Consider the following 19,914-nt stretch of genomic DNA (forward strand, 5'->3'; position numbering starts at 1 on the left):
CCTTCATGCCGAGGGCCCCACGCGCAGCGTGCTGTGGATGGCCCGGCTCAGCTTGTGCGCGTATTCGGGGTCGGTGGCGTAGCCGGCCTTCTGCAGCTCGGCCGCGTAGGCCACGGCCGAATGCGTCTTGCTGCGGGCCTTCTCGTAGCGCGGGTTGTCGTTGATCAGGCGCGCGTAGTCCTTGAAGGAGTCCTCGTAGGAGTCGTAGGCGCGGAACTTGGCCGTCACCTTGCGCGGCGTGCCGTTGACGTATTCGGTGGTGGTGATTTCCGCCACCTTGCCCGTCCAGCCCTTGCCGGCCTTGATGCCGAACAGGTTGAACGAATTGCTGCCGTCCCTGCTGCGGATCTCGCTCTTGCCCCAGCCCGTCTCGTGGCCGGCCTGGCCGAGCATGAAGCTCGCGGGAATGCCGCTCTCCTGCGCCACGCGCTCGGCGGCCTCGCGGTGGTGCTGCACGAAGCCGTCGCGGCCCTTGGGGGCCGGCGCATACGCGTTCGCCGCCGCGGCGGCGCGGGCCGCGGAGGGGGCCTGCAGGCTCAGCGTGGACGGCGGGGAAAACGCCGGCGCGGCCTCCTGGCCGCTGCCGATCTGGCGGGTGAGCTGGCGCTGGATGGCTTCGGAGAGGCCGCCCGGCAGGCCCGACATCTGCACCGAGAACTGCTGGTCGAGCATGTCCTGGCCCAGGTTGCCCTGCTCGCCCTCCATCAGGCCCGACTTCATCGTCGCCTCGCGCATGCTCTTGATCATCTCGCGCATGAACAGCGACTCGAACTGCTTGGCCGCTTCCTTGGCGGCCTTCGGGTCGTTGCTTCCGGCCTGGAACTTCAGCGCGTCCAGCGAGCGGGCGTCCACCGCCAGCGCGTTGGAGGCCGTGGCGGGGGCGGAGGAGGTCAGGCTGAGCGACATGGTGGTCTCCCGGCGGTCAGGCGGAGGCGGAGGCGGACGCGGCGGCCATCAGATGACCTCCAGCTCGGCGTTGAGTGCGCCCGCGGCCTTGATGGCCTGCAGGATGGCCAGCAGGTCCTGCGGCGTGGCGCCCAGCGTGTTGAGCGCGCGCACCACGTCGGCGAGCTGCGGCGACGGCGGCATCTGGATGATGTTGCCCGGCTCCTGCTTCACCGTGATGTCGCTCTTCTGCGCGACCACCGTCTGGCCCTGCGACAGCGGATTGGGCTGGCTGATCACCGGCGTGGAGCTGATGGTGATCGACAGGTTGCCGTGCGCGATCGCGCAGGGGCCCAGCGTCACGGCCTGGTTGAACACGATGGAGCCCGTGCGGGCGTTGATCACCACCTTGGCCGCCGGCGTGGCGTCGGCCAGCGGAATTTCCTCCAGGTCGGCGATGAAGTTCACGCGCCCGCCCGGGTCCTGCGGGGCGCGCACCTGCACCGTGCGGCCGTCCAGCGCAGTGGCGATGGACGCGCCCTTGCCGAGCTTGTCATTGATGGCCCGCGCCACCTTGCGCGCGGTCTGGAAATCGGAGGCGTTGAGCCCGAGGTTGATCGTGTCGCCGTCGTTCAGCGGCGTGGGCACCGCGCGTTCCACCTGCGCGCCTTCGGGAATGCGCCCCGCGCTCAGGTGGTTGATCTGCACCTTGCTGCCACCGGCCGCCGCGCCCGCGCCGCCCACGACGAGGTTGCCCTGCGCCAGCGCATAGATCTCGCCGTCGGCGCCGCGCAGCGGCGTGGCGATCAGCGTGCCGCCCTTGAGCGACTTGGCATTGCCCATCGAGGACACGCTCACGTCGATGAACTGCCCGGGCTGCGCGAACGCCGGCAGCTGCGCCGTCACGATCACCGTGGCCACGTTCTTGAGCTGCGGCGCGGCCGTGCCCGGCGGCAGGCTGATGCCCATCTGCTGCAGGTAGTTGGTGAGCGCCTGCGTGGTGATCGGCATCTGCGTGGTCTGGTCGCCCGTGCCGTCCAGCCCCACGACGAGGCCGTAGCCCGTCAACTGGTTGCTGCGCACCCCTTGCACGGCCGCCACTTCCTTGATGCGCAGCGCATGCGCGGGTGCCATCGCCCCCAGCAGGGCGAGCGCGGCGAGGCCATGCGCGATCCCCAGCCGCAGGGCGGCCCGGTGCGCGCGTGCGAGGAAGGAGGTGGGGGCAGGAGACTTCATGGCACCGATTGTGGGATCGGACGGCGCCGGGGGATGGAGGGAAAAGGCGCCGGATCACCCCGCTTTCTTGGCTGGATGCAGGGTCGCTCTCGTGGCGGCTCATCTAATTGATCGTTTCGATTCAGATGGGTGTCGGCGCCGCGATGCTCACGATCGAAGGGATCGTTTCTATTTTTTGGACTCCATCGGCGCATGGATCAAAATCTAAACGCTCACTTCTATATGGATGCTCGATGAAGAACCGATGGATCACCAGCGTCGACGACATAGGCCAGGTCATTCACGCCGCGCGCAAGACCCATGGCGTCCGCCAGGACGACTTGGCTGGCAGCGCCGGGGTGAGCCATGTGTACCTGCGCGACCTGGAAAACGGGAAGGCAACCGTCCAGATGGGGCGCGCGTTGAAAGTCCTGGAAGAACTGGGCCTCCGGGTCATGGTGGAGATGCCCGACGACGTTCATGCGCGGCTGGCTGCCGTGCAGGAGAAGGACGCCGCTCTGCAGGCGACAGGATCCGGGCCGCGTAAAGCGGAGAAAGGCACCGCGCAATCGCCACGATCCGCCAAGGTGCATCGCCAATGAGCCGGCGCACTTTGGCCGTTTCCATCAATGGCGAACCGGTGGGCGACCTGAGCGAGCAGAACAACCTCTGGGGCTTCCAGTACGCGTCCAGCTGGCTGTCCCGCCGCCAGCCCTATCCGCTGTCTCCCTCTTTGCCGCTGGTTCCCGAGCCGCTGCTGGATGGCGCCACGGTCCGGCCGGTACAGTGATCGCGCGGTTGCCGGAGGCCGCAGACGGGCTGATCCGGCAGATGACCGAGGAATATGGATCCATGCGGATCCTCGCTCGGGTCACGTCCGGAACCCGGGCCGCCGAACTGCACCTGCTGCGTGCGATCCGCCACGTGGTGATCGCCGACATGCTGGCGCGCATGAGGTAGCTCCTGCCAGCCGTTGCGCGGGCCAGGCCGCGCGCTTCAGGCCTTCAGAACGGCGCCACCGAATTGAACGCCCGCGCCAGCCACCCCATGGCCTGCGCCTCGGCCGGGGAGCCCCGTCCGCGCGACTGCACGCGGGCGTTCGCCACCAGGGTGGAGCTGACCACGCTGCCCGGCTGCAGCGAGCGCGGATCCACGGTGCCCGAGAAGCGCAGCACGTCCACGCTCTCGGCCACGCCGATCTGCTTCTCGCCCGCGATCACGAGGTGGCCGTTGGGCAGCACCTCGACCACGGTGGTGGTGATGGTGCCCGTGAAGGTGTTGCTGCTCTGCAGGTCGCCCTTGCCCTCGAAGTTGTTGGTGCTGTTGCCGCCCAGCTTCAGCTTGCCGAGATCGCCCGCGCCGATGAAGGGGAACGCGCTCACGCCGGCCGTGTTGGCGGCCGAGCGGTCCACCTTGGAGCTGGACTTCTGCGAGGCGGAGATCGTCTCCACGATCTGGATGGTGACGATGTCGCCCACGAGCCGCGCGCGGCGGTCCTCGAACGCCGGCCGGTAGCTGGCCGCGTGGAACAGGCTGCCGGTGGCCGGACCGGTCGCGCGGGGCACCGTCTGCACGGCGATCGGGGCCTGGGTGGGCGGCATGTCGATCGGCGGCGGCGGGTTGACGGTGGCGCAGCCGGTGGCGGCCAGCAGGGCGGCCACGGCGGCGAGGCGCGCGAAGGGAAGGCGAAGGAGGAGGGGAGCGGCGGTGTGCGGCATGGTCGTTGCCTCGGAAGTCTGGAGGAAAGAAGGTGCGCGCATCACAGCTGCGCGAGCTTGGCCAGCATCTGGTCGGACGTCTGGATGGCCTTGGAATTCATTTCATAGGCGCGCTGGGTCTGGATCATCGACACCAGCTCTTCCACCACGTTCACGTTCGAGGTTTCGAGGAAGCCCTGGCGGATGATGCCCAGGCCGTTGGTGCCCGGCGTGCCCTGCTGGGGCTGGCCCGAGGCCGCCGATTCCTTGAACAGGTTCTGCCCGACCGGCTCCAGGCCGGCCGAGTTGATGAAGCTCGCCATGGCCAGCGTGCCGATCTGCTGCGGCGCGGTCGTGCCCGGCACGGTGGCCGAGACGATGCCGTCCGTGCTGATGCTGATGCCGGTGGCGTTGGCCGGCACGGTGATGCCGTTGGCCACGGGCAGGCCGCTGGACGTGACCATGCGCCCCTGGGAGTCGAGCTGGAACGAGCCGTCGCGCGTGTAGCCGGCGGTGCCGTCGGGCATCGTCACCTGGAAGAAGCCGTTGCCGTTGATCGCCACGTCCAGGTTGTTGTTGGACTGCGCCAGGCTGCCCTGCGTGAAGTTGCGGCTGGTGGCCACCGTGCGCACGCCCAGGCCCAGGTGCAGGCCGGTGGGCAGCTGGTTCTGCTCGGTGGTCTGCGCGCCCACCTGGCGCAGGTTCTGGTACATCAGGTCCTCGAACACCGCGTTGTTGCGCTTGTAGCCCGTGGTGGAGACGTTGGCGAGGTTGTGGGAGATCACGTCCAGCTGCGTCTGCTGGGCGGACATGCCGGTCTTGGCGATCCAGAGCGAATTGATCATGGCGGTTCCTCGGGGGATGCGGGCGTGGAGTGCGTGCGGGGCGGTGCGGTGGCGTCGGCGGGCGGTCGGCCGTCAGCCGTTCAGGTTGAGCAGCTGGGCGGCCGTCTTGTCGTTGTTCTCGGCCGTCTGCAGCAGGCGCATCTGGGCTTCGAACTGCCGGGAGGCGGAAATCATCCCGACCATGCTTTCCACGGCGTTCACGTTCGAGCCCTCCAGCGCGCCGGACAGCAGCCGCCCGTTCGGATCGTTGGGCATCGGGTCGCCCGACGCGGGCCGGAAGAGAGCGTCGTCGCCGCGCTTGAGCGGGTCTTCCAGCGTGGGCGTGGCGAGCTTCAGGCGGCCGATCGGCGTGGCCTGCTGGCCCGCGACGCGCGCGGTGATGGTGCCGTCCGAGCCGAGCGACACGTCGGCGCCGGGCGGCACGTCGATCGGACCGCCGCCGTCCGACAGCACCGTGAGGCCGTTGGAGGTGCGCAGCTGCCCCTCGGCCGTGACCTCGAAGCTGCCGTTGCGGGTGTAGGCCTCGGTGCCGTCCAGCCCCTGCACCGCGAACCACGCATTGCCCACCGCCATCGCGTCCAGGTTGCGGCCGGTGCGCTGCACCGGGCCCGGCGTCTGCACGTGGCCCGAGGTCGCCTCCAGCGCGAACACGCGGGTCTTGGAGCCGTCGCCCTGCACGGGCACCGCGCGGAACGTGGACATCTCCGCGCGGAAGCCGTTGGTGGAGGCGTTCGCGAGGTTGTTGGCCAGCACCGCCTGCCGTTGCGCGGCGGCGCTGGCGCCCGTCATGGAGGTGTAGATGATGTGGTCCATCGCTCGGCCTGCAGGAAGAGGGAATGCGTTCGGGGATCAGTGGCGGGTCAGGGCGGGCCGGACGTCAGCGCAGGTTCACCAGCGTGGACATCACCTGGTCCTGCGTCTTGATGGTCTGCGCGTTGGCCTGGTAGGCGCGCTGGGCGGTCATCATGTTCACCAGCTCGGCCGTGAGGTCCACGTTGGAATCCTCCAGCGCGCCGGAGCGCAGCCCGCCGAACTTGCCTTCGGTGGGCGTGCCCAGCACCGGCTGGCCCGACTGGAACGTTTCCACCCAGTTGTTGTTGCCCACCGAGGCCAGGCCCTGCGTGTTGCGGAAGCTGGCCAGCGCCACCTGCCCCTCGGCGCGCGTCACGCCGTTGGAGTAGCGCGTCATCACCGTGCCGTTGTTCTCGATGCTGATGCCCGTGAGTTCGCCGGCCGTGTAGCCGTCCTGCGACAGGTTCGACACGGCGAAGGCCTTGCCGTACTGCGACACGCCGTCGAGCTTGATCTGCACCGTGTAGTCGGCCAGGCCGTTCGGGTTGGGCGGCGTGGGCTTGACGGTGAGCGGCATCTGGAAGCCGGTGTCGGGCGCGGTCGCGGCCGGCGAGACGATCTTGCCGCTCGCGTCGAACTTGATCTGGCCGATCGGCGTGGCCACCACCGGCGGGTTGGCCGTGGCGTCGTCCAGCTTGTCGTACACGTCCCAGGTGTTGGCGCCGTTCTTCTGGAAGTACAGGCTCACCGGCTTGGCCACGCCCTGGCTGTCGTACACATTGATCGACGTGCCGTAGGTGGAGCGCGGCGTGGCGGGCACGGGCGGCGTGGCGGTGGCGTCGCCGGCGGCATCGGGCGCGCGGGCGTCGAGGTTGAATTCCGCGGTGATCGCCGTGGTCTGCTTGGCGGGAATCGGCTTGGAGGTGGGGAAGGTGAGCGGGGCGGCGTTGCTCGCCGTGCGCTTGCCCGTGACCGGGTCGAGCGCATAGCCCATCACCTGCGCCTTGGTGTTGGTCACCAGCTGGCCGTTGCTGTCGAGCTTGAAGTTGCCGGCGCGGGTGTAGGCCCGCGAGCCGTCGGGCTGCTGCAGCGTGAAGAAGCCGTCGCCGTTGATCGCCACGTCCAGGCTGTTGCCGGTGACGGAGATGTTGCCCTGGTTGAACTGCTGCGACACCGCGCCCAGCTCCACCCCGATGCCGGCGTTGGTGCCGCCCGCGGAGCCGATGGCGTTGGCCACCATTTCGGCGAATTCGGCGCGCGAGGCCTTGAAGCCCACGGTGCCGGAGTTGGCGACGTTGTGGCCGATCACGTCCAGGTTCTTGCTGGCGGCGTTGAGGCCGGACAGGCCTTGCTGGAAGCTCATGGTGTTCTCCTCGGGAGGCGGAAAAGGGGTGTTGTCGTGTGGGGATGGATGCGCGGGGCCGTCAGAGCACCGAGCGGATGTTGGCGTAGTTCACCGTGCTGCCGGTGTCCAGGTTCAGCGTGAGGGCACCGGCGTTGGAGCCCGTGCCCAGCACCTTGGCCTGCATGAGCGGTGTCGCCTCGACGGCGCCATCCTTGGTGGAGGCCACCACGCGGAACTTCAGGTCGCTGCGGGTGCCGGTGTACTTGCTGCCGTCCCAGGAGAAGTCGTGGCGGCCGGCCGCGCTCGCGCCGACGTCCACCGTGTCGACCACCTGGCCGCCGGGCGTGACGACTTCCACCTTCACGTCGGTGGCGGCGCCCTTGAGGTCGAAGGTCCCGGTGCCGGCGCTGTCCTTGAAGGTCATCTTGTCGCCTTCGGTGAGAACGGTGCGGCCGATCATCATCGTGCCCTGCAGCGTCTGCATGGTCGTGAACTGCTCGGCCATGGTCTGCATGCTCAGGTTGAGCTGCTGGATGCCCGTCACCGTGTTGATCTGCGCCATCTGCGAGGTCATCTGGGCGTTGTCCAGCGGGTTCATCGGGTCCTGGTTGTTGAGCTGCGCGACCAGCAGCTTCAGGAACCGGTCCTGCGCGGCGGCCGGATCGGTGGCGGAGTTCGAGCCGGAGCCCGAGTTCACGGTGGCCGTGGAGCCGACGGGGTTGAGGATCATGGTGAGGACCTTCGGGGAAAGGGGTTACTGGCCCATCTGCAGCGTCTTGAGCAGCAGCGACTTGGTGGTGTTCATGACCTCGACGTTGTTCTGGTAGGAGCGCGAGGCCGAAATCATGTTGACCATCTCTTCCACCGCGTTCACGTTGGAATGGGTCACGTAGCCCTCCGCATCGGCCTGCGGGTGGCTGGGGTCGTGCACGCGCTTGCCCGGCGTCTGGCTTTCGCTGATGGCGCTCACGCGCACGCCGGCAGCGCCCTCGTCGCCCATGGGCGCCGTCTGGAACACCACCTGCCGCGCCTTGTAGGCCTGCCCGTCCGGGCCGGCCACGGCATCGACGTTGGCGAGGTTGCTGGCCACGATGTTGAGACGCTGCGCCTGCGCGCTGATCGCGCTGCCGGAGACGCCGAAGATGGAGAACATGGACATGGCGGGAATCGCTTTCTGGTGCGGGGCCGGTCGTGCGGGGGCGGGGCTCGGCGGCTCACTGGCCCTGGATCGCGCTCAGCATCGTGCGCGCGTTGCCGTTGATGAAACGCAGCGTGGCCTCGTAGCGCACGGCGTTGTCCGCGAACGCGGCCCGCTCCCGGTCCAGGTCCACGGTGTTGTTGTCCATGCTCGGCTGGGTCTGCACCGTGTAGCCCATGGCGCTGCCGGAGCCCATGCCCGTCGTGGCGGCCGGCAGGGGAATGTGGCGCGGGTCGCTGGTGCTCTGCTGGCGCTGGATCGCGCGCTCGGCCGTGCTGAAGGTGGCGCCGGTGCCCTGGCCGGTGGCCTCGCGCAGCGCGTCGCCGAAATTGAAGTCGCGCGCCACGTAGCCGGGCGTGTCGGCATTGGCGATGTTGCTCGCGATGGCGCGCTGGCGCTCGGCACGCAGCATCAGCGCGTTGCCGTGGAAATCCAGCCGTTCGGTCAACTTGTCGAGCATGGGGGCACCTTGCGGAAATCGGGGTTCGGGGCCGGCCGCGGCGCAGGGGCCACGGGTTCTCGGCGTGGGACCGATTATGGAAACGGGCCCGTTTTTCTAAAGCGCGAAGAACGCAGGGATTGGCGCGCAGTTCGGTCCATCGCCACGGCCCGCACGCCCTAGAGTGCAGGTTGTGCAATGGCCCCCGGACCGCCCCCGTCCGCGGCGGCTTCCCGTTCCATTTCCGCAGCGCCGCTGCCCAGGAGGCCTCCATGTTCCGCAACCCCCGCCTGCCGTCCTCGCAACGCTCCCGCTCCGCCCCGCGCCCGGCCGGCGCGCTCGCCCGCATGGCCGGCGCCGCGCTGCTCGCCTGGGGCGCGGCCGCCGCGGCCCTGGCGCAGGCCGTGCCGGGCACGCCCGGAGTGGACGCCACGGCCGACCTGGGCGGCATCACCCAGCGCTGGCTCGACGATGCTCTGCAGCGCAACCAGATGTCGGGCGGCGGCGCGCTGCCGCTGCGCATGGAAGTGAGCGTGGGCCAGCTGGATTCCCGGCTGCGCCTCGCGCCCTGCGCCCGGGTCGAGCCCTATCTGCCCGCCGGCTCCCGGCTCTGGGGCCGCACGCGGCTGGGCCTGCGCTGCGTCGAGGGTCCCACGGCGTGGAACGTCTTCCTCCCCGTCACCGTGAAGGCCTTCGGCCCCGCCTGGGTGCTCACGGGCAACGTGGCCTCCGGTGCCGTGCTGACGGAGGCCGACGCCACCCAGGCCGAGGTGGACTGGGCGGCCGAGACCACGGCCATCGTCGCCAATCCCGAGAACTGGGTGGGGCAGGTCGCCTCGCGCCAGCTCATGGCCGGCCAGGCGCTGCGCCAGCACATGGTGAAGGCCCCCACGCTCTTCCGTGCCGGCTCGCCGGTGCGGGTCGTCGCCCAGGGGCGCGGCTATTCGGTCACATCGGCGGGCCAGGCCGTCACGAACGGCTCCGTCGGCGAGACCGTGCGCGTCCGCATGGATAATGGCAAGATCGTGGCCGGCATTGTGACCAACGATGGAACGGTCGAGGTCGCCCTGTGACGTCCTGTTTCCGAAGAAAAGCCTAAAGTCCGCGCCATGATGGTCGAAAACATTGCTACTGTGCCCCACATCCGACGGGGTGGGAGAGTGCGATGAAGATCAGTCAGAACCCGGAATTGCCGAACGCGCTGACGCAGCAGGTCCAGGCTGCGAAGCAGCAGGCCAAGGCGGCCGCCCCGGCCCCTGCCGCCGAGGAAGCCACCAAGACCGCGACCACGGTCGCCGCCGCGGGCGGCACGCCCGTGACGTTCTCCAGTGCCGCCAAGGCGCTGGATTCGTCGCTGCGCAGCAGTGCGGATTTCGATGCCAACAAGGTCAAGGCCGTGCGCGCGGCGATCGAAAAGGGCACCTTCACGGTCGATGCCGAAGCCATCGCCGACAAGCTGCTCTCGAACGCGCAGGAAACCATCGCCCACTCCCCCAAGTCCCATTGAACGGCTGATCCCGTCTCAGGGCGCCCGCCGCACCGCACGCGGCACGCGCGCCCCCCATGGGTCGGTCGGCACAGGATCGACCCATGCACCCCTCCTCCGCTGCCTCCGCCGCCCCCGAAACCCTGCTCTCCACCGTCGAGTCGCTCCTGGCCGATGTCGGTGCGCTGTTGCTGCAGGGCGATGCCCCGGCGCTGGAGCGCTGCGCCCCCCTGCTGCGCCAGGCCGCGCTCGACCTCTCGCGCGCCCTGGACAACCGCCCCGCCACCGCGCCCGCGCTGCCGCCCGAATGGGCGCGCCGGGTCCAGGCCGTGCGCGGGCAGCTCGCGCTGCAGCGCGAACAACTCGCCCGGCTCGCCGCGATCACCGAGCGGCAGGTGGCCTCGTTCCTGCCGCCGGACCGGAACGGCACCACCTACGGCAGCGGCAGCCCTTCGGGCACCGGCATGCGCGGCAGCGCGGCCCGGATCTACCGGTCGCAGAGCTGAAACGACGAAGGCCCCCGAAGGGGCCTTTTTGCGGACCGGCCGCCGCGCGGGGCACGGGCGTTGGCCGCATGGGGGGCTGACGGGCAGGGCGTGGTGCCCGGCCCGGCCGTCAATGGCTGCGCATCTTCGCGCGCAGCCGCGCGATCGACTGGCTGTGCAGCTGGCAGATGCGCGATTCGGTCACGCCGAGCACGGCGGCGATCTCCTTGAGGTTCATGTCGTGCTCGTAGTACATGCCCATGATCTGCTGCTCGCGTTCCGGCAGGGACTTGATCGCCGCCACCAGGGACGAGCGCAGCCGCTGGTCGCGCAGCATGGCCATCGGGTCGGCCGCGCTGTCGGCCACGTGGCGGTCGAGGAAGCCGTCCTCGTCGTCGTCCCCGCGCGTCATGTCCTCGAGGTAGACGAGCTGGGTGCCGCGCACCTTGCTCAGCAGCGACTGGTATTCGGCCAGGCTCAGTTCGAGCTCGGTGGCGATCTCCGATTCAAGCGGGCTGCGGCCGAGCTTCTGCTCCAGCCGGTGCACGGCCTGCTCGATCTCCTTCTGGCTCTTGCGCGAGCTGCGCGACATCCAGTCGCCCTCGCGCAATTCGTCGAGCATCGCGCCGCGGATGCGCTGGGACGCGAAGGTCTCGAACTGCACGCCCTGCGTCACCTCGTAGCGCGACAGGGCCTCGCTGAGCCCGATCATGCCCACCTGGATCAGGTCGTCCAGCTCCACGTTCGGAGGAAGCTTCGCGATCATGTGGTGCGCGATGCGGCGGACCAGCGGCGCGTGCTGGCGTATCAGTGCATCGCGGTTGAGCTGTCCTTTGGCGGTGTACATCGGATCAATGGCTCCGTGCGAAGGGCTGGGCCGGCCCGTGCGCCCCGAAGGACGGGGCGGTGGCGACCGGCGCGGCGCCCATGGTGCCCGCGTTTTCGAGCAGTTGCAAGGCCAGGCGCTGCAGGTCCTGCGGGTGGTTGGCCCGCAGGGTGGCCGTGTGCAGTTCGCTGCCCAGGTGCCGCTCCACGCAGCGCTGCAGGGCGGCGAGCGTGGCATGCGCCCGGGCCATGCCCGCGGGCCGGTCGGTGGGCAGCACCGAGGCGACGGTGCAGGGCACGCCGGCGTGCAGCGCCATGTGCTTGAGCTGGCGGTAGCTGCTCACCGCGTGGTCGCTGCCCTCGGCGATCAGCAGCGGCACCGTCCCGGTATCGCGCACCAGCGGGGCGAGGGCCTCTGCGGGTGCGTAGATCGCCAGCACCTGGTAGGCGCGGAAGAACGGCTGCAGCGTCTGCTGGGCCGTCAAGGCGTCGGCGCTCTGGCGCGCCAGCCGCCGCAACCCGTAGGCGGCAGGCAGCACGGCCAGCGAGGTGGCCGCGGCGGCCCCGGTGTCCAGCGGTGCGCCGTCCTGCCAGGACGGCTCGGCGAGCAGATGGGCCAGGCCGGGCGCGGCATCGGTCTCGCGCGCGGTGCCGTCCAGCACCGCCACGGGGTAGCCCATGCGCTGCAGGGCCGAGCACACCTGGAAGAACGTCTCGAGCCCATAGGCCGCATCCGGCTGCGCCAGGATGGCGATCGTGCGCAGCGGGGTCTGCGGCACGAGGCCCAGCAGGCTCGCGCCCTGGTGAAAACCGGTATCAAGCATTGACCAGTCCCCTTTCCATGGCCATTTCGGGCGAGTGCGAGAAGAAGAAGTTCAGGTCCGACGCCTTCGGATCGAACGCCGACTTGGCAGGCGCCCGCATCGAGGTGGCGATGAGCTTGTGCGCGTCGGCGGCTTCCCAGTCCTCCGGAACCCGCTGGCCATTGGTCACGCCGCGCAGCACCATCTGGTGGCGGATCAGCGCGTCGACGGCCGGGCCGAGCTTCACCGCTTCGTCCACCTTGGAGAGGATGGCCTGCTGCGAGCCGTCGGTCTTGAAACCGGTGAGCACGTCGTCCAGCGTGTCGCCGTGGCAGCCCGCATTCAGCACCAGCAGGCGGTTCACGCCGGGCAGGTCGAGCACGTCGAGCATGTCGCGCTTGCGCGGATCGCGCGGCGCCACGCCGGTCGTGTCGATCAGCACCATCTTCTTGCCGGCCAGCAGGCCCAGCAGGTCCTGCAGGGCGGCGCGGTCGTGCGCCAGATGGGCCACCACGCCCAGCATGCGGCCATAGGTGCGCAGCTGGTCGTGGGCACCGACGCGGTAGGTGTCGAGCGTGATCAGGCCGACGCTGGCCGGGCCGTGCACCCGGGCGCACAGCGCGGCGAGCTTGGCCGTGGTGGTGGTCTTGCCGACGCCGGTGGCACCGACCATCGCGTACACGCCGCCTTCTTCGTAGAGGGGACGCTGTTGCGCGTCGGTCCGCAGGTTGCGCTCCAGAACGTCCATCAGCCAGCGCACGGCATGGCCCGCGCCCATCTCTTCGGGCAGGCGCTCCAGCACGGCCCGGGCCAGCGACGGCGAATAGCCGGAGCGGATGAGCTTGAGCATCAGGTTCGACTGGATCGGGTTCTGCCGTGCCTGGCCCAGCCAGGCGAGGGTGTTGAAGCGGTCCTCGATCAGGTCCTTCATCGCCTGCAGCTCGTTCATGACGTTCTGCTGGCCGGACTCCTGCGCGAGCGACGGCACCGGGGCCTGCGCGCGGCGCTCGCGCACCGGCGGCTGGGCGGGCAGGCCCATCGGAATGGCGTGCAGCGGGTTGTGGCGCTGCACCGGCGCGGCGGGGGCCGCGGCACGCTCGGGCATGCGCGGGGCGGCCGGGCGGGCCTGTGGAGCGGCGCGCTCGAACAGCGGCGCGGGTTCGGCGGCGGCCGGCGCGCCGCCCAGGGCCTCGTGGCGGCGGCGCAGCATGCGCTCGCGCACGTAGTCCTGGAACGAGAGGGTGCTCATCGCCAGCTGCTCGGTGTCCTGTGCCACCGGGTTGCGCGGCGGCTCGGCGCGCTGGGTGGTGCGCGTCGGGCGGTTCGACTGCACCGGGTTGGCGGCCATGTCGGCGGCGCGTTCCTGCAGGCGGGACGCGGGCGGGGCGGTGGGTTCGGCGGCGGCGTTCTCCAGCGACGAGAGCGTGTCTTCGGCGGTCGCCATCACTTCCACGCCGCCGGCGATCTGGCGGTTGGAGAGGATCAGCGTGCCGTCCCCGAAGGCCATGCGCGCCTTGGCCAGGGCCTCACGCGAGGTGGCTGCGGTAAAGCGTTTGATGTTCATGCTGCACCTTTGAGGATCGGGCCGATGCGGATGGTGTGGGTTTCAGGGATCTCGCTGTGCGCGAGAACCTGCAGTCGGGGGGCGACGCGGCGCACGAGGCGCGAGACCGCGTTGCGGATGGCGTCGGGCACGAGCAGGCAGGCGGGCATGCCCATCTCTTCCTGGCGCATGGCCACTTCCGCGGCCTTCTGCGTGAGGATGTCGGCCACGCCGGGATCGAGCGAGGGGCCGCCGGCATTGCCCAGGGCCTGCACCAGCAGGCGCTCCAGGCCGGGCTCGATGGCGATCACGTTGAGTTCCCGGGTCGGGCCGTAGATCTGCTGCACGATGGCCGGCGAGAGGGCGATGCGCACGCGGCGCGCCAGCTCCACCGGATCGGCGATGCTGCCGGCGTACTCGGCGAGCGTTTCGATGATGGTGCGGATGTCCCGGATGTGCACGGACTCTTCCAGCAGCAGCTGGAGCACCTTCTGGAACGTTGCGATCGACACCATTTTCGGAACCACTTCCTCGATGAGCTTGGGGGCCAGCTTGCTGACGTGTTCCACGAGCTGCTGCGTTTCGGTGCGGCTCAAAAGCTTCGAGGCCTGCACTTGCATCAAGTGTGACAAATGGGTGGCCATCACGGTTTCGGAATCAACGACGGTAAAACCCGCCATTTGTGCCGCTTCCTTCTGGTGCTCGTCGATCCAGTGCGCCGGCAGGCCGAAGGCCGGGTCGGTCGTCGGCGTGCCGATGAGCGGCGTGCTGATGCCGCCGGGATTGATCGCGAGGAACATGCCCGGGAACGCCTCGCCCTCGCCCACGACCACGCCGCGCAGCGTGATGCGGTACGCGCTGGGCTTGAGCTCCAGGTTGTCGCGCACGTGCACGGCCGGCGGCAGGAAGCCCACTTCCTGCGCGAACTTGCGGCGCACGCCCTTGATCCGGGTGAGCAGGTCGCCCTGGCGGCTCTTGTCCACGAGCGAGATCAGGCGGTAGCCCAGTTCCAGGCCGAGCAGGTCCACCGGCTGCAGGTCGTCCCAGCTGGCCTCGCCGTCGCCGGCCGGGGGCGGGGGCGCCTCGACCGGCTTGGGTGCGTTCGCGCGCTGGTGCAGCAGCCAGGCGGCGTAGCCGAAGCCGCTGCCCAGGATCAGGAACACGGCGTGCGGCATGCCGGGGATCACGCCCAGCAGGATCAGGATGGCGGCGGCCACGCCCAGCACGCGCGGCGACATGAAGAGCTGCTGCACGATCTGCCGGCCCATGTCCTGGTCCTTGCCGACCCGCGACACCACCATGGCGGCGGCCACCGAGATCAGCAGGCCGGGAATCTGCGCCACCAGCGCATCGCCCACCGCCAGCAGGATGTAGCTGTTGGCGGCCTGCCCGGCGGAGAGGTCGTGCTGCAGCATGCCGATCGCGAAGCCGCCCACGATGTTGATGAGCAGGATCAGGATGCCGGCGACGGCGTCGCCGCGCACGAACTTCGAGGCGCCGTCCATCGAGCCGAAGAAGTTGGCCTCTTCCTGCACCTCGGCGCGGCGGCGCTTGGCTTCCTTCTCGTCGATCAGGCCGGCGCTCAGGTCGGCGTCCACCGCCATCTGCTTGCCGGGCATGGCGTCCAGCGTGAAGCGCGCGGACACCTCTGCGATCCGCTCGGAGCCCTTGGTGACCACCACGAAGTTGATCACCACCAGGATGGCGAACACGATCAGCCCGACCGCGAAATTGCCGCCGATCAGGAAGTGGCCGAAGGCCTCGATCACCGCGCCGGCCGCGCCGGGGCCGGTGTGGCCCTCCAGCAGCACGACCCGGGTCGAGGCCACGTTCAGCGACAGCCGCATCAGCGTGGTGAGCAGCAGCACGGTGGGGAAGGCCGCGAAGTCCAGCGGCCGCAGCATGTAGGCGGCCACCATCATCACCATGAGCGCCACGGCGATGTTGAGCGTGAAGAAGGTGTCCAGCAGCCACGAGGGAATGGGTAGCACCATCAGCGCCAGGATGGCGACCACCAGCAGCGGGGCCGAGAGGCCCTGCAGTGCGGAGGCGTTGGTGCCCGCCCACTGGCGGGCGGAGGCGATCGTGGGGGTCTTCATGGCGCGTCACCTGCGGTGGGTGCGTCGGGCGGGGTGGCCTTCGTGTGCGGATCGAGCTCCGGCGGCACGTACGGGTCGGGCTGGGCGTCGGGCATGCGGCCCTCGCCGCGCAGCGCGGCCTTGAGCCGGTAGACGTAGGCCAGGATCTGCGCCACGGCCGCGTAAAGCTGGGCGGGGATGGGCTGCTCCAGCTCGGCATTGGCATAGAGCGCGCGCGCCAGCATGGGCGACTGCAGCACCGGCACGGAATGCTGGGTGGCGATCTCGCGGATCTTGAACGCCAGCAGGTCCGTGCCCTTGGACACCACCTGCGGCGCGCCCATCGTGGATTCGTCGTAGCGCAGCGCCACGGCATAGTGGGTCGGGTTCATCACCACGAAGTCGGCCTTGGGCACATTGCCCAGGCTGGCGCGGCTGGCGATGTCGCGCGCCCGCTGGCGCTGGCGGCCCTTCACCTCGGGGCTGCCTTCGGATTGCTTGTGCTCCTGCTTCACTTCCTCGTGCGACATCTTCTGGCGCGACTTGAAGAAGAAGGCCTGCAGCGGCACGTCGATCACCGCGGCGAGGAACACGACCAGCAGCAGCAGGCCCATGCCGCTGACGATCCACTCGGCCACATGGCGCAGCGCCACGGGCGAGGGCTGCAGCACCAGCATGGCGATCTTCTCGATGCTGGTGCTCATGAAGCTCCAGGCCACCGCGGCGAGGATGGCGGTCATCAGCACCATCTTCATCACGTTCACCATCTGCTGCTTCGAAAAGAGGTTCGTGAAGCCGGAAATCGGGTTCAGCCGCGTGAAGTTGGGCATCACCGGCTTCATGGTGAAGATCCAGCCGCCCGAGCCGATCGCACTCACGACGGTGGCCACGGCGGTCAGCACGGCGAAAGCGAGGCTCGCGGCCACGCCGACGGTGGTCATGTCCTGGAGGCGCTCCAGCATGGAGCCCGTGGCATGCACCGTCTCGGCATTGAACGCGAGGTGGTGCGCGATCGCGCGCTGCAGGTGCTCGATCAGTGTGGGAGCGAGCGCGTAGGTGCTGACCGCGCCCATGCCGAGCACGGCGAGGTGGGAAAGATCACGGGACCGCGCAGCCTGGCCTTCCTCGCGCGCCTGCTGCAGCTTGCGCTCGGTCGCGGGGAGTTGTTTGTCTTGGCTGGAGGAGTCCATGGTGGCATGACGGAGGGGTCATGCCGATTGTCGTGAGGGGCTCCGAAATCTAAAGCGCGAATAGACGGCCCGGGAGGCGCTTATTCGGGCGCGCGGCCTCCCGCCGGGCGTTCAGAAGCCCAGGCTGGCCAGCAGGTCGTCCACTTCCGACTGGCTGGAGACGATGTTGGGGGTGTTTTCCGGGTCCACCACCGGGCCGGCGAGGTGCTCGCGGCGGGGTTCGGGCACGGCGGCAACTGCCGGAGCGGGTGCCGGCGCCGGAATGGCCGCCTGGGCCTGCGGGGGCGCCGTCTGGATCAGCAGCTGCACCAGCTGCTGCTCGATGGTGCCCGCCAGGCTCACCACGCGCGCGATCACCTGGCCGGTGAGGTCGTGGAAGTCCTGCGCCATCATGATCTCGGTGAGATGCACGTCGGCTTCCTTGGTCACGCGTTCCACGTCGTGCAGGAAGTTCATGATCTCGCCCTTGGCCACCGCGGCCACCGGGTCTTTCACCAGCGAGGCGACCACGCGGCGGGTCTCCTCGGCGATGAAGTCGTGCTGGGCCTTGGCCTGCTCGACGCGGTTGAGCACCTTCTCGGCCGCCTCGCCGGTGAGGCGCGCGATGTAGGAGAGACGGCTCTGGGCGTCGGGCAGCTCGCCCATGGAGTCCCGCAGCTGCTCTGCATAGCCCAGTTCCCGCAACGCGTCGTGCAGCTGGCGGGTGAGCTGCCCGATCTTGTTGTGGACATCCGCGGAGTCCGGGGCGTTGTGGTCCGGCGTGTCCATGATCAGAGTCCCAGCTTCTTGAGGATCAGCGTGACTTTCTCTTCCAGCGTCGCCTTGGTGAAAGGCTTGACGATGTAGCCGGCCGCGCCGCCCTGGGCGGCCGCGACGATGTCTTCCTTGCGGGCCTCGGCCGTGACCATCAGGACGGGCAGGTGCTTGAGCTTGTCGTCCTTCTTGATCTCGGCCAGCAACTGGAACCCGTTCATGTTGGGCATGTTGATGTCGGTGACCACGAAGTCGAACTTGCTGTTGCGCAGCTTGTTCAGTGCCACGACGCCGTCTTCGGCCTCGTCGGCGTCGGTAAACCCGCTTTCCTTGAGCAGATTGCGCACGATGCGCCGCATGGTGGAGAAGTCGTCAACGATCAGGAAACGAAGGGCAGTGGTCACGTGGGACCCTTTCGGTCGAAATTGCAGGAGATATTGTCAGGGGCAGCCGCTTTGGTGACAAGACGTTACGGCTGCTGCGTCGATGCAGGATTTTCCCGCTTTTCCGCCGCCAGCTCCGAAACGGGGACCTGCGGGGCTTTCTTGCCCAGCAGCCGTTCCTCGGCTTCCTTGGTCAGGACGGTGATGGTGATGCGCCGGTTCACGGGTGCGCGCGGGTTCTCCGGCTCCAGCAGATCGCTGGCCGCCAAACCTACCACACGGCCCAGCTTGGCGTCCGGCATGCCGGCGGCGACCAGTTCGCGCCGGGATGCGTTGGCACGGTCGGCCGACAGCTCCCAGTTGCTGTAGCCGCGGTCGCCGTTGCCATAGGGGGCGGCGTCGGTGTGGCCGGCCAGGCTGATGCGGTTTTCCACCCCGCCGAGGGCCGCGCCGATTTCCCGAAGAATGTCGCGCATGTAGGGTTTTACCAACGCACTGCCGCTGTCGAACATCGGCCGGTTCTGGTCGTCCACGATCTGGATCTGCAGCCCGTCGGGCGTCACGTCGATGCGGATCTGGGATTTGAACTCCTTCAGCCGCGGATTTTCCGAGATGAGCGCGTCGATCTTGGCCTGCAGCGCCTTGATGCGCATCTGGTCCTGCCGGGCCTGTTCGGCGCGGGCGTGCTCGAGGTTGGTCCGGCGGCTGGTGGCCGCGTCGGAGTCAGAGCGCCGCACCTGGCCGTGCACCTTGGAGAGATCGTTGCCGCCGCCCGGGATGATGCTGGAGCTGTTGCCCGAGCCGTCGCCCCCCTGCATCGCCACCTTGAGCGGCGACGAGAAGTAGGCGGCGATGCCCTGCAGCTCGCCCTTGGCCGTCGAGCCCAGCAGCCACATGAGCAGGAAGAACGCCATCATCGCCGTCACGAAGTCGGCATAGGCGATCTTCCAGGCGCCGCCGTGCGCGGCGTGCCCGCCCTTCTTGATGCGCTTGATGATGATCGGCTGGAGCTTCTTGTCGGCCATGGCGTGACCTTACGGCAGGGTGGGGCGGATCACTTCTTGCCCTTCACGTGGCTTTCCAGCTCGGTGAAGCTGGGGCGGTCGCCCGAGAAGAGCACCTTGCGGCCGAATTCGATGGCCGTGGCGGGGTTGTAGCCCTGCATGCTGGCCAGCAGAGTGGTCTTGATGCACTGGAGTTCCTTGGCGGCGTCCTCCAGCTTCTGCTCCACCAGGCCGCCCAGCGGCTCCACCACGCCATAGGCCAGCAGAATCCCGAGGAACGTACCCACCAGGGCCGAGCCGATCATCCCGCCGAGCACCGAGGGCGGCTGGCCCACCGAGCCCATGGTGTTCACCACCCCGAGCACGGCGGCCACGATGCCGAAGGCCGGCAGTGCCCCGGCCAGCCGGGCCAGCGCCGCCACCGGGGCATGCGCCTCCTGGTGGTGGGTCTCGATCTCGCTGTCCATCAGCGATTCGATCTCGTGCGCGTTCAGGTTGCCCGACACCATCATGCGCAGGTAGTCGGTGGTGAACTCGATCACGTGGTGGTCGGAGCCCACGGTCGGGTATTTCTTGAAGATCTCCGATTCGTGCGGCGACTCGACGTCCTTCTCGATCGCCATCAGACCTTCCTTGCGGGCCTTCTGGAGGATGTCGTAGAGCATCGCCATCAGCTCCATGTAGCGCGCCTTGGTGTACTTGGAGCCCTTGAACGCCATGGGCAGGGCCTTGAGCGTGGCCTTGAGCACCTTGGGCTGGTTGTTCACCACGAAGGCGCCGAGGGCGCCGCCCAGGATGGTGACGATCTCGAACGGCAGGGCGTGCAGCACCACGGAGATGTTGCCGCCGTGCGCGATGAAGACGCCGAAGATGCACCCCAGGCAGACGAGGTAACCGATGATGACGAACATGCTGGTGCGTGCGGATGAGCCGGGCGTGGGAGAGGAC

At 68.9% G+C, this 19,914-nt stretch carries 23 protein-coding genes; 5 read left to right on the forward strand and 18 right to left on the reverse strand.

Features of this window, described 5'->3' with window-relative positions:
- Window positions 1–3: 3 nt before the first annotated feature.
- Both flgJ and Q9R47_RS22070 read right to left on the reverse strand, forming a co-directional pair.
- Entirely contained in the window at window positions 4–906 is a 903-nt protein-coding gene (gene flgJ / locus Q9R47_RS22065; protein WP_311235265.1) for a flagellar assembly peptidoglycan hydrolase FlgJ, read from the reverse strand.
- Between the two features lie 48 nt (window positions 907–954).
- Window positions 955–2,121 (reverse strand): flagellar basal body P-ring protein FlgI, encoded by a 1,167-nt coding sequence (locus tag Q9R47_RS22070; RefSeq protein WP_311235266.1) that lies wholly within the window; start codon window positions 2,119–2,121, stop codon window positions 955–957.
- 107 nt (window positions 2,122–2,228) lie between these two features.
- On the opposite strand from Q9R47_RS22070, the gene Q9R47_RS22075 reads away from it, so the two are divergent.
- Both Q9R47_RS22075 and Q9R47_RS22080 read left to right on the forward strand, forming a co-directional pair.
- Complete coding sequence (locus Q9R47_RS22075; RefSeq protein WP_311235267.1) at window positions 2,229–2,702, forward strand: helix-turn-helix domain-containing protein; 474 nt, start codon at window positions 2,229–2,231, stop codon at window positions 2,700–2,702.
- The gene (locus Q9R47_RS22080; RefSeq protein ID WP_187185473.1) at window positions 2,699–2,890 is read left to right on the forward strand and encodes a HipA N-terminal domain-containing protein; all 192 of its coding nucleotides are present in this window, start codon (window positions 2,699–2,701) and stop codon (window positions 2,888–2,890) included. Before Q9R47_RS22075 ends, Q9R47_RS22080 begins: the two co-directional genes overlap by 4 nt.
- 214 nt (window positions 2,891–3,104) lie before the next feature.
- Here Q9R47_RS22080 and Q9R47_RS22085 read toward each other — a convergent pair whose 3' ends face one another.
- The 7 genes from Q9R47_RS22085 to flgB all read right to left on the reverse strand — a co-directional run bounded on the left by Q9R47_RS22085 (window position 3,105) and on the right by flgB (window position 8,437).
- On the reverse strand, window positions 3,105–3,818 hold the full coding sequence (locus Q9R47_RS22085; protein ID WP_311235268.1) for a flagellar basal body L-ring protein FlgH: 714 nt from the start codon (window positions 3,816–3,818) through the stop codon (window positions 3,105–3,107).
- A gap of 41 nt (window positions 3,819–3,859) precedes the next feature.
- The gene (flgG, locus tag Q9R47_RS22090; RefSeq protein WP_311235269.1) at window positions 3,860–4,642 is read right to left on the reverse strand and encodes a flagellar basal-body rod protein FlgG; all 783 of its coding nucleotides are present in this window, start codon (window positions 4,640–4,642) and stop codon (window positions 3,860–3,862) included.
- Between the two features lie 72 nt (window positions 4,643–4,714).
- The gene (flgF, locus tag Q9R47_RS22095; protein WP_311235270.1) at window positions 4,715–5,455 is read right to left on the reverse strand and encodes a flagellar basal-body rod protein FlgF; all 741 of its coding nucleotides are present in this window, start codon (window positions 5,453–5,455) and stop codon (window positions 4,715–4,717) included.
- 64 nt (window positions 5,456–5,519) lie between these two features.
- A complete protein-coding gene (gene flgE, locus Q9R47_RS22100; RefSeq protein WP_311235271.1) occupies window positions 5,520–6,797 on the reverse strand; it encodes a flagellar hook protein FlgE in 1,278 nt (425 codons plus the stop codon).
- Window positions 6,798–6,858: 61 nt separating this feature from the next.
- Window positions 6,859–7,509, reverse strand: a complete 651-nt coding sequence (locus Q9R47_RS22105) for a flagellar hook capping FlgD N-terminal domain-containing protein (protein WP_311235272.1) — start codon at window positions 7,507–7,509, stop codon at window positions 6,859–6,861.
- Between the two features lie 24 nt (window positions 7,510–7,533).
- Window positions 7,534–7,938, reverse strand: a complete 405-nt coding sequence (gene flgC / locus Q9R47_RS22110; RefSeq protein WP_201498970.1) for a flagellar basal body rod protein FlgC — start codon at window positions 7,936–7,938, stop codon at window positions 7,534–7,536.
- Window positions 7,939–7,993: 55 nt separating this feature from the next.
- Window positions 7,994–8,437: a flagellar basal body rod protein FlgB gene (gene flgB, locus Q9R47_RS22115; protein ID WP_311235273.1), complete on the reverse strand. Its 444-nt coding sequence runs from the start codon at window positions 8,435–8,437 to the stop codon at window positions 7,994–7,996.
- Window positions 8,438–8,688: 251 nt separating this feature from the next.
- Between flgB and flgA the strand changes: the two genes are divergently transcribed.
- From flgA to Q9R47_RS22130, 3 genes are all read left to right on the forward strand, one after another.
- Window positions 8,689–9,489: a flagellar basal body P-ring formation chaperone FlgA gene (gene flgA / locus Q9R47_RS22120; RefSeq protein ID WP_311235274.1), complete on the forward strand. Its 801-nt coding sequence runs from the start codon at window positions 8,689–8,691 to the stop codon at window positions 9,487–9,489.
- Between the two features lie 92 nt (window positions 9,490–9,581).
- A complete protein-coding gene (flgM, locus tag Q9R47_RS22125; RefSeq protein ID WP_311235275.1) occupies window positions 9,582–9,923 on the forward strand; it encodes a flagellar biosynthesis anti-sigma factor FlgM in 342 nt (113 codons plus the stop codon).
- 83 nt (window positions 9,924–10,006) lie between these two features.
- Window positions 10,007–10,408, forward strand: a complete 402-nt coding sequence (locus tag Q9R47_RS22130; protein WP_311235276.1) for a hypothetical protein — start codon at window positions 10,007–10,009, stop codon at window positions 10,406–10,408.
- A 109-nt stretch (window positions 10,409–10,517) separates the two neighbouring features.
- Here Q9R47_RS22130 and Q9R47_RS22135 read toward each other — a convergent pair whose 3' ends face one another.
- The 9 genes from Q9R47_RS22135 to motA all read right to left on the reverse strand — a co-directional run bounded on the left by Q9R47_RS22135 (window position 10,518) and on the right by motA (window position 19,877).
- On the reverse strand, window positions 10,518–11,234 hold the full coding sequence (locus tag Q9R47_RS22135; protein WP_311235277.1) for an RNA polymerase sigma factor FliA: 717 nt from the start codon (window positions 11,232–11,234) through the stop codon (window positions 10,518–10,520).
- A gap of 4 nt (window positions 11,235–11,238) precedes the next feature.
- Window positions 11,239–12,036, reverse strand: coding sequence for a hypothetical protein (locus tag Q9R47_RS22140; RefSeq protein ID WP_311235278.1), 798 nt, complete (start codon window positions 12,034–12,036; stop codon window positions 11,239–11,241).
- On the reverse strand, window positions 12,029–13,579 hold the full coding sequence (flhF, locus tag Q9R47_RS22145) for a flagellar biosynthesis protein FlhF (RefSeq protein ID WP_311235279.1): 1,551 nt from the start codon (window positions 13,577–13,579) through the stop codon (window positions 12,029–12,031). The genes Q9R47_RS22140 and flhF overlap by 8 nt, the downstream gene beginning before the upstream one ends.
- Window positions 13,576–15,657 carry a flagellar biosynthesis protein FlhA gene (flhA, locus tag Q9R47_RS22150; RefSeq protein ID WP_311235280.1) on the reverse strand — a complete coding sequence of 694 codons (2,082 nt, stop codon included), beginning with the start codon at window positions 15,655–15,657 and terminating at the stop codon, window positions 13,576–13,578. The genes flhF and flhA overlap by 4 nt, the downstream gene beginning before the upstream one ends.
- Entirely contained in the window at window positions 15,654–16,826 is a 1,173-nt protein-coding gene (locus tag Q9R47_RS22155; RefSeq protein WP_311235281.1) for an EscU/YscU/HrcU family type III secretion system export apparatus switch protein, read from the reverse strand. The genes flhA and Q9R47_RS22155 overlap by 4 nt, the downstream gene beginning before the upstream one ends.
- 111 nt (window positions 16,827–16,937) lie before the next feature.
- On the reverse strand, window positions 16,938–17,594 hold the full coding sequence (locus Q9R47_RS22160) for a protein phosphatase CheZ (protein WP_311235282.1): 657 nt from the start codon (window positions 17,592–17,594) through the stop codon (window positions 16,938–16,940).
- A 2-nt stretch (window positions 17,595–17,596) separates the two neighbouring features.
- A complete protein-coding gene (cheY, locus tag Q9R47_RS22165) occupies window positions 17,597–17,983 on the reverse strand; it encodes a chemotaxis response regulator CheY (protein WP_011797421.1) in 387 nt (128 codons plus the stop codon).
- A gap of 65 nt (window positions 17,984–18,048) precedes the next feature.
- Window positions 18,049–18,987 carry a flagellar motor protein MotB gene (gene motB / locus Q9R47_RS22170; RefSeq protein ID WP_311235283.1) on the reverse strand — a complete coding sequence of 313 codons (939 nt, stop codon included), beginning with the start codon at window positions 18,985–18,987 and terminating at the stop codon, window positions 18,049–18,051.
- 29 nt (window positions 18,988–19,016) lie between these two features.
- The gene (gene motA, locus Q9R47_RS22175; protein ID WP_311235284.1) at window positions 19,017–19,877 is read right to left on the reverse strand and encodes a flagellar motor stator protein MotA; all 861 of its coding nucleotides are present in this window, start codon (window positions 19,875–19,877) and stop codon (window positions 19,017–19,019) included.
- Window positions 19,878–19,914: the final 37 nt, after the last annotated feature.

The sequence above is a fragment of the Acidovorax sp. PRC11 genome, assembly GCF_031844105.1.
Taxonomy (GTDB): domain Bacteria; phylum Pseudomonadota; class Gammaproteobacteria; order Burkholderiales; family Burkholderiaceae_C; genus Paracidovorax.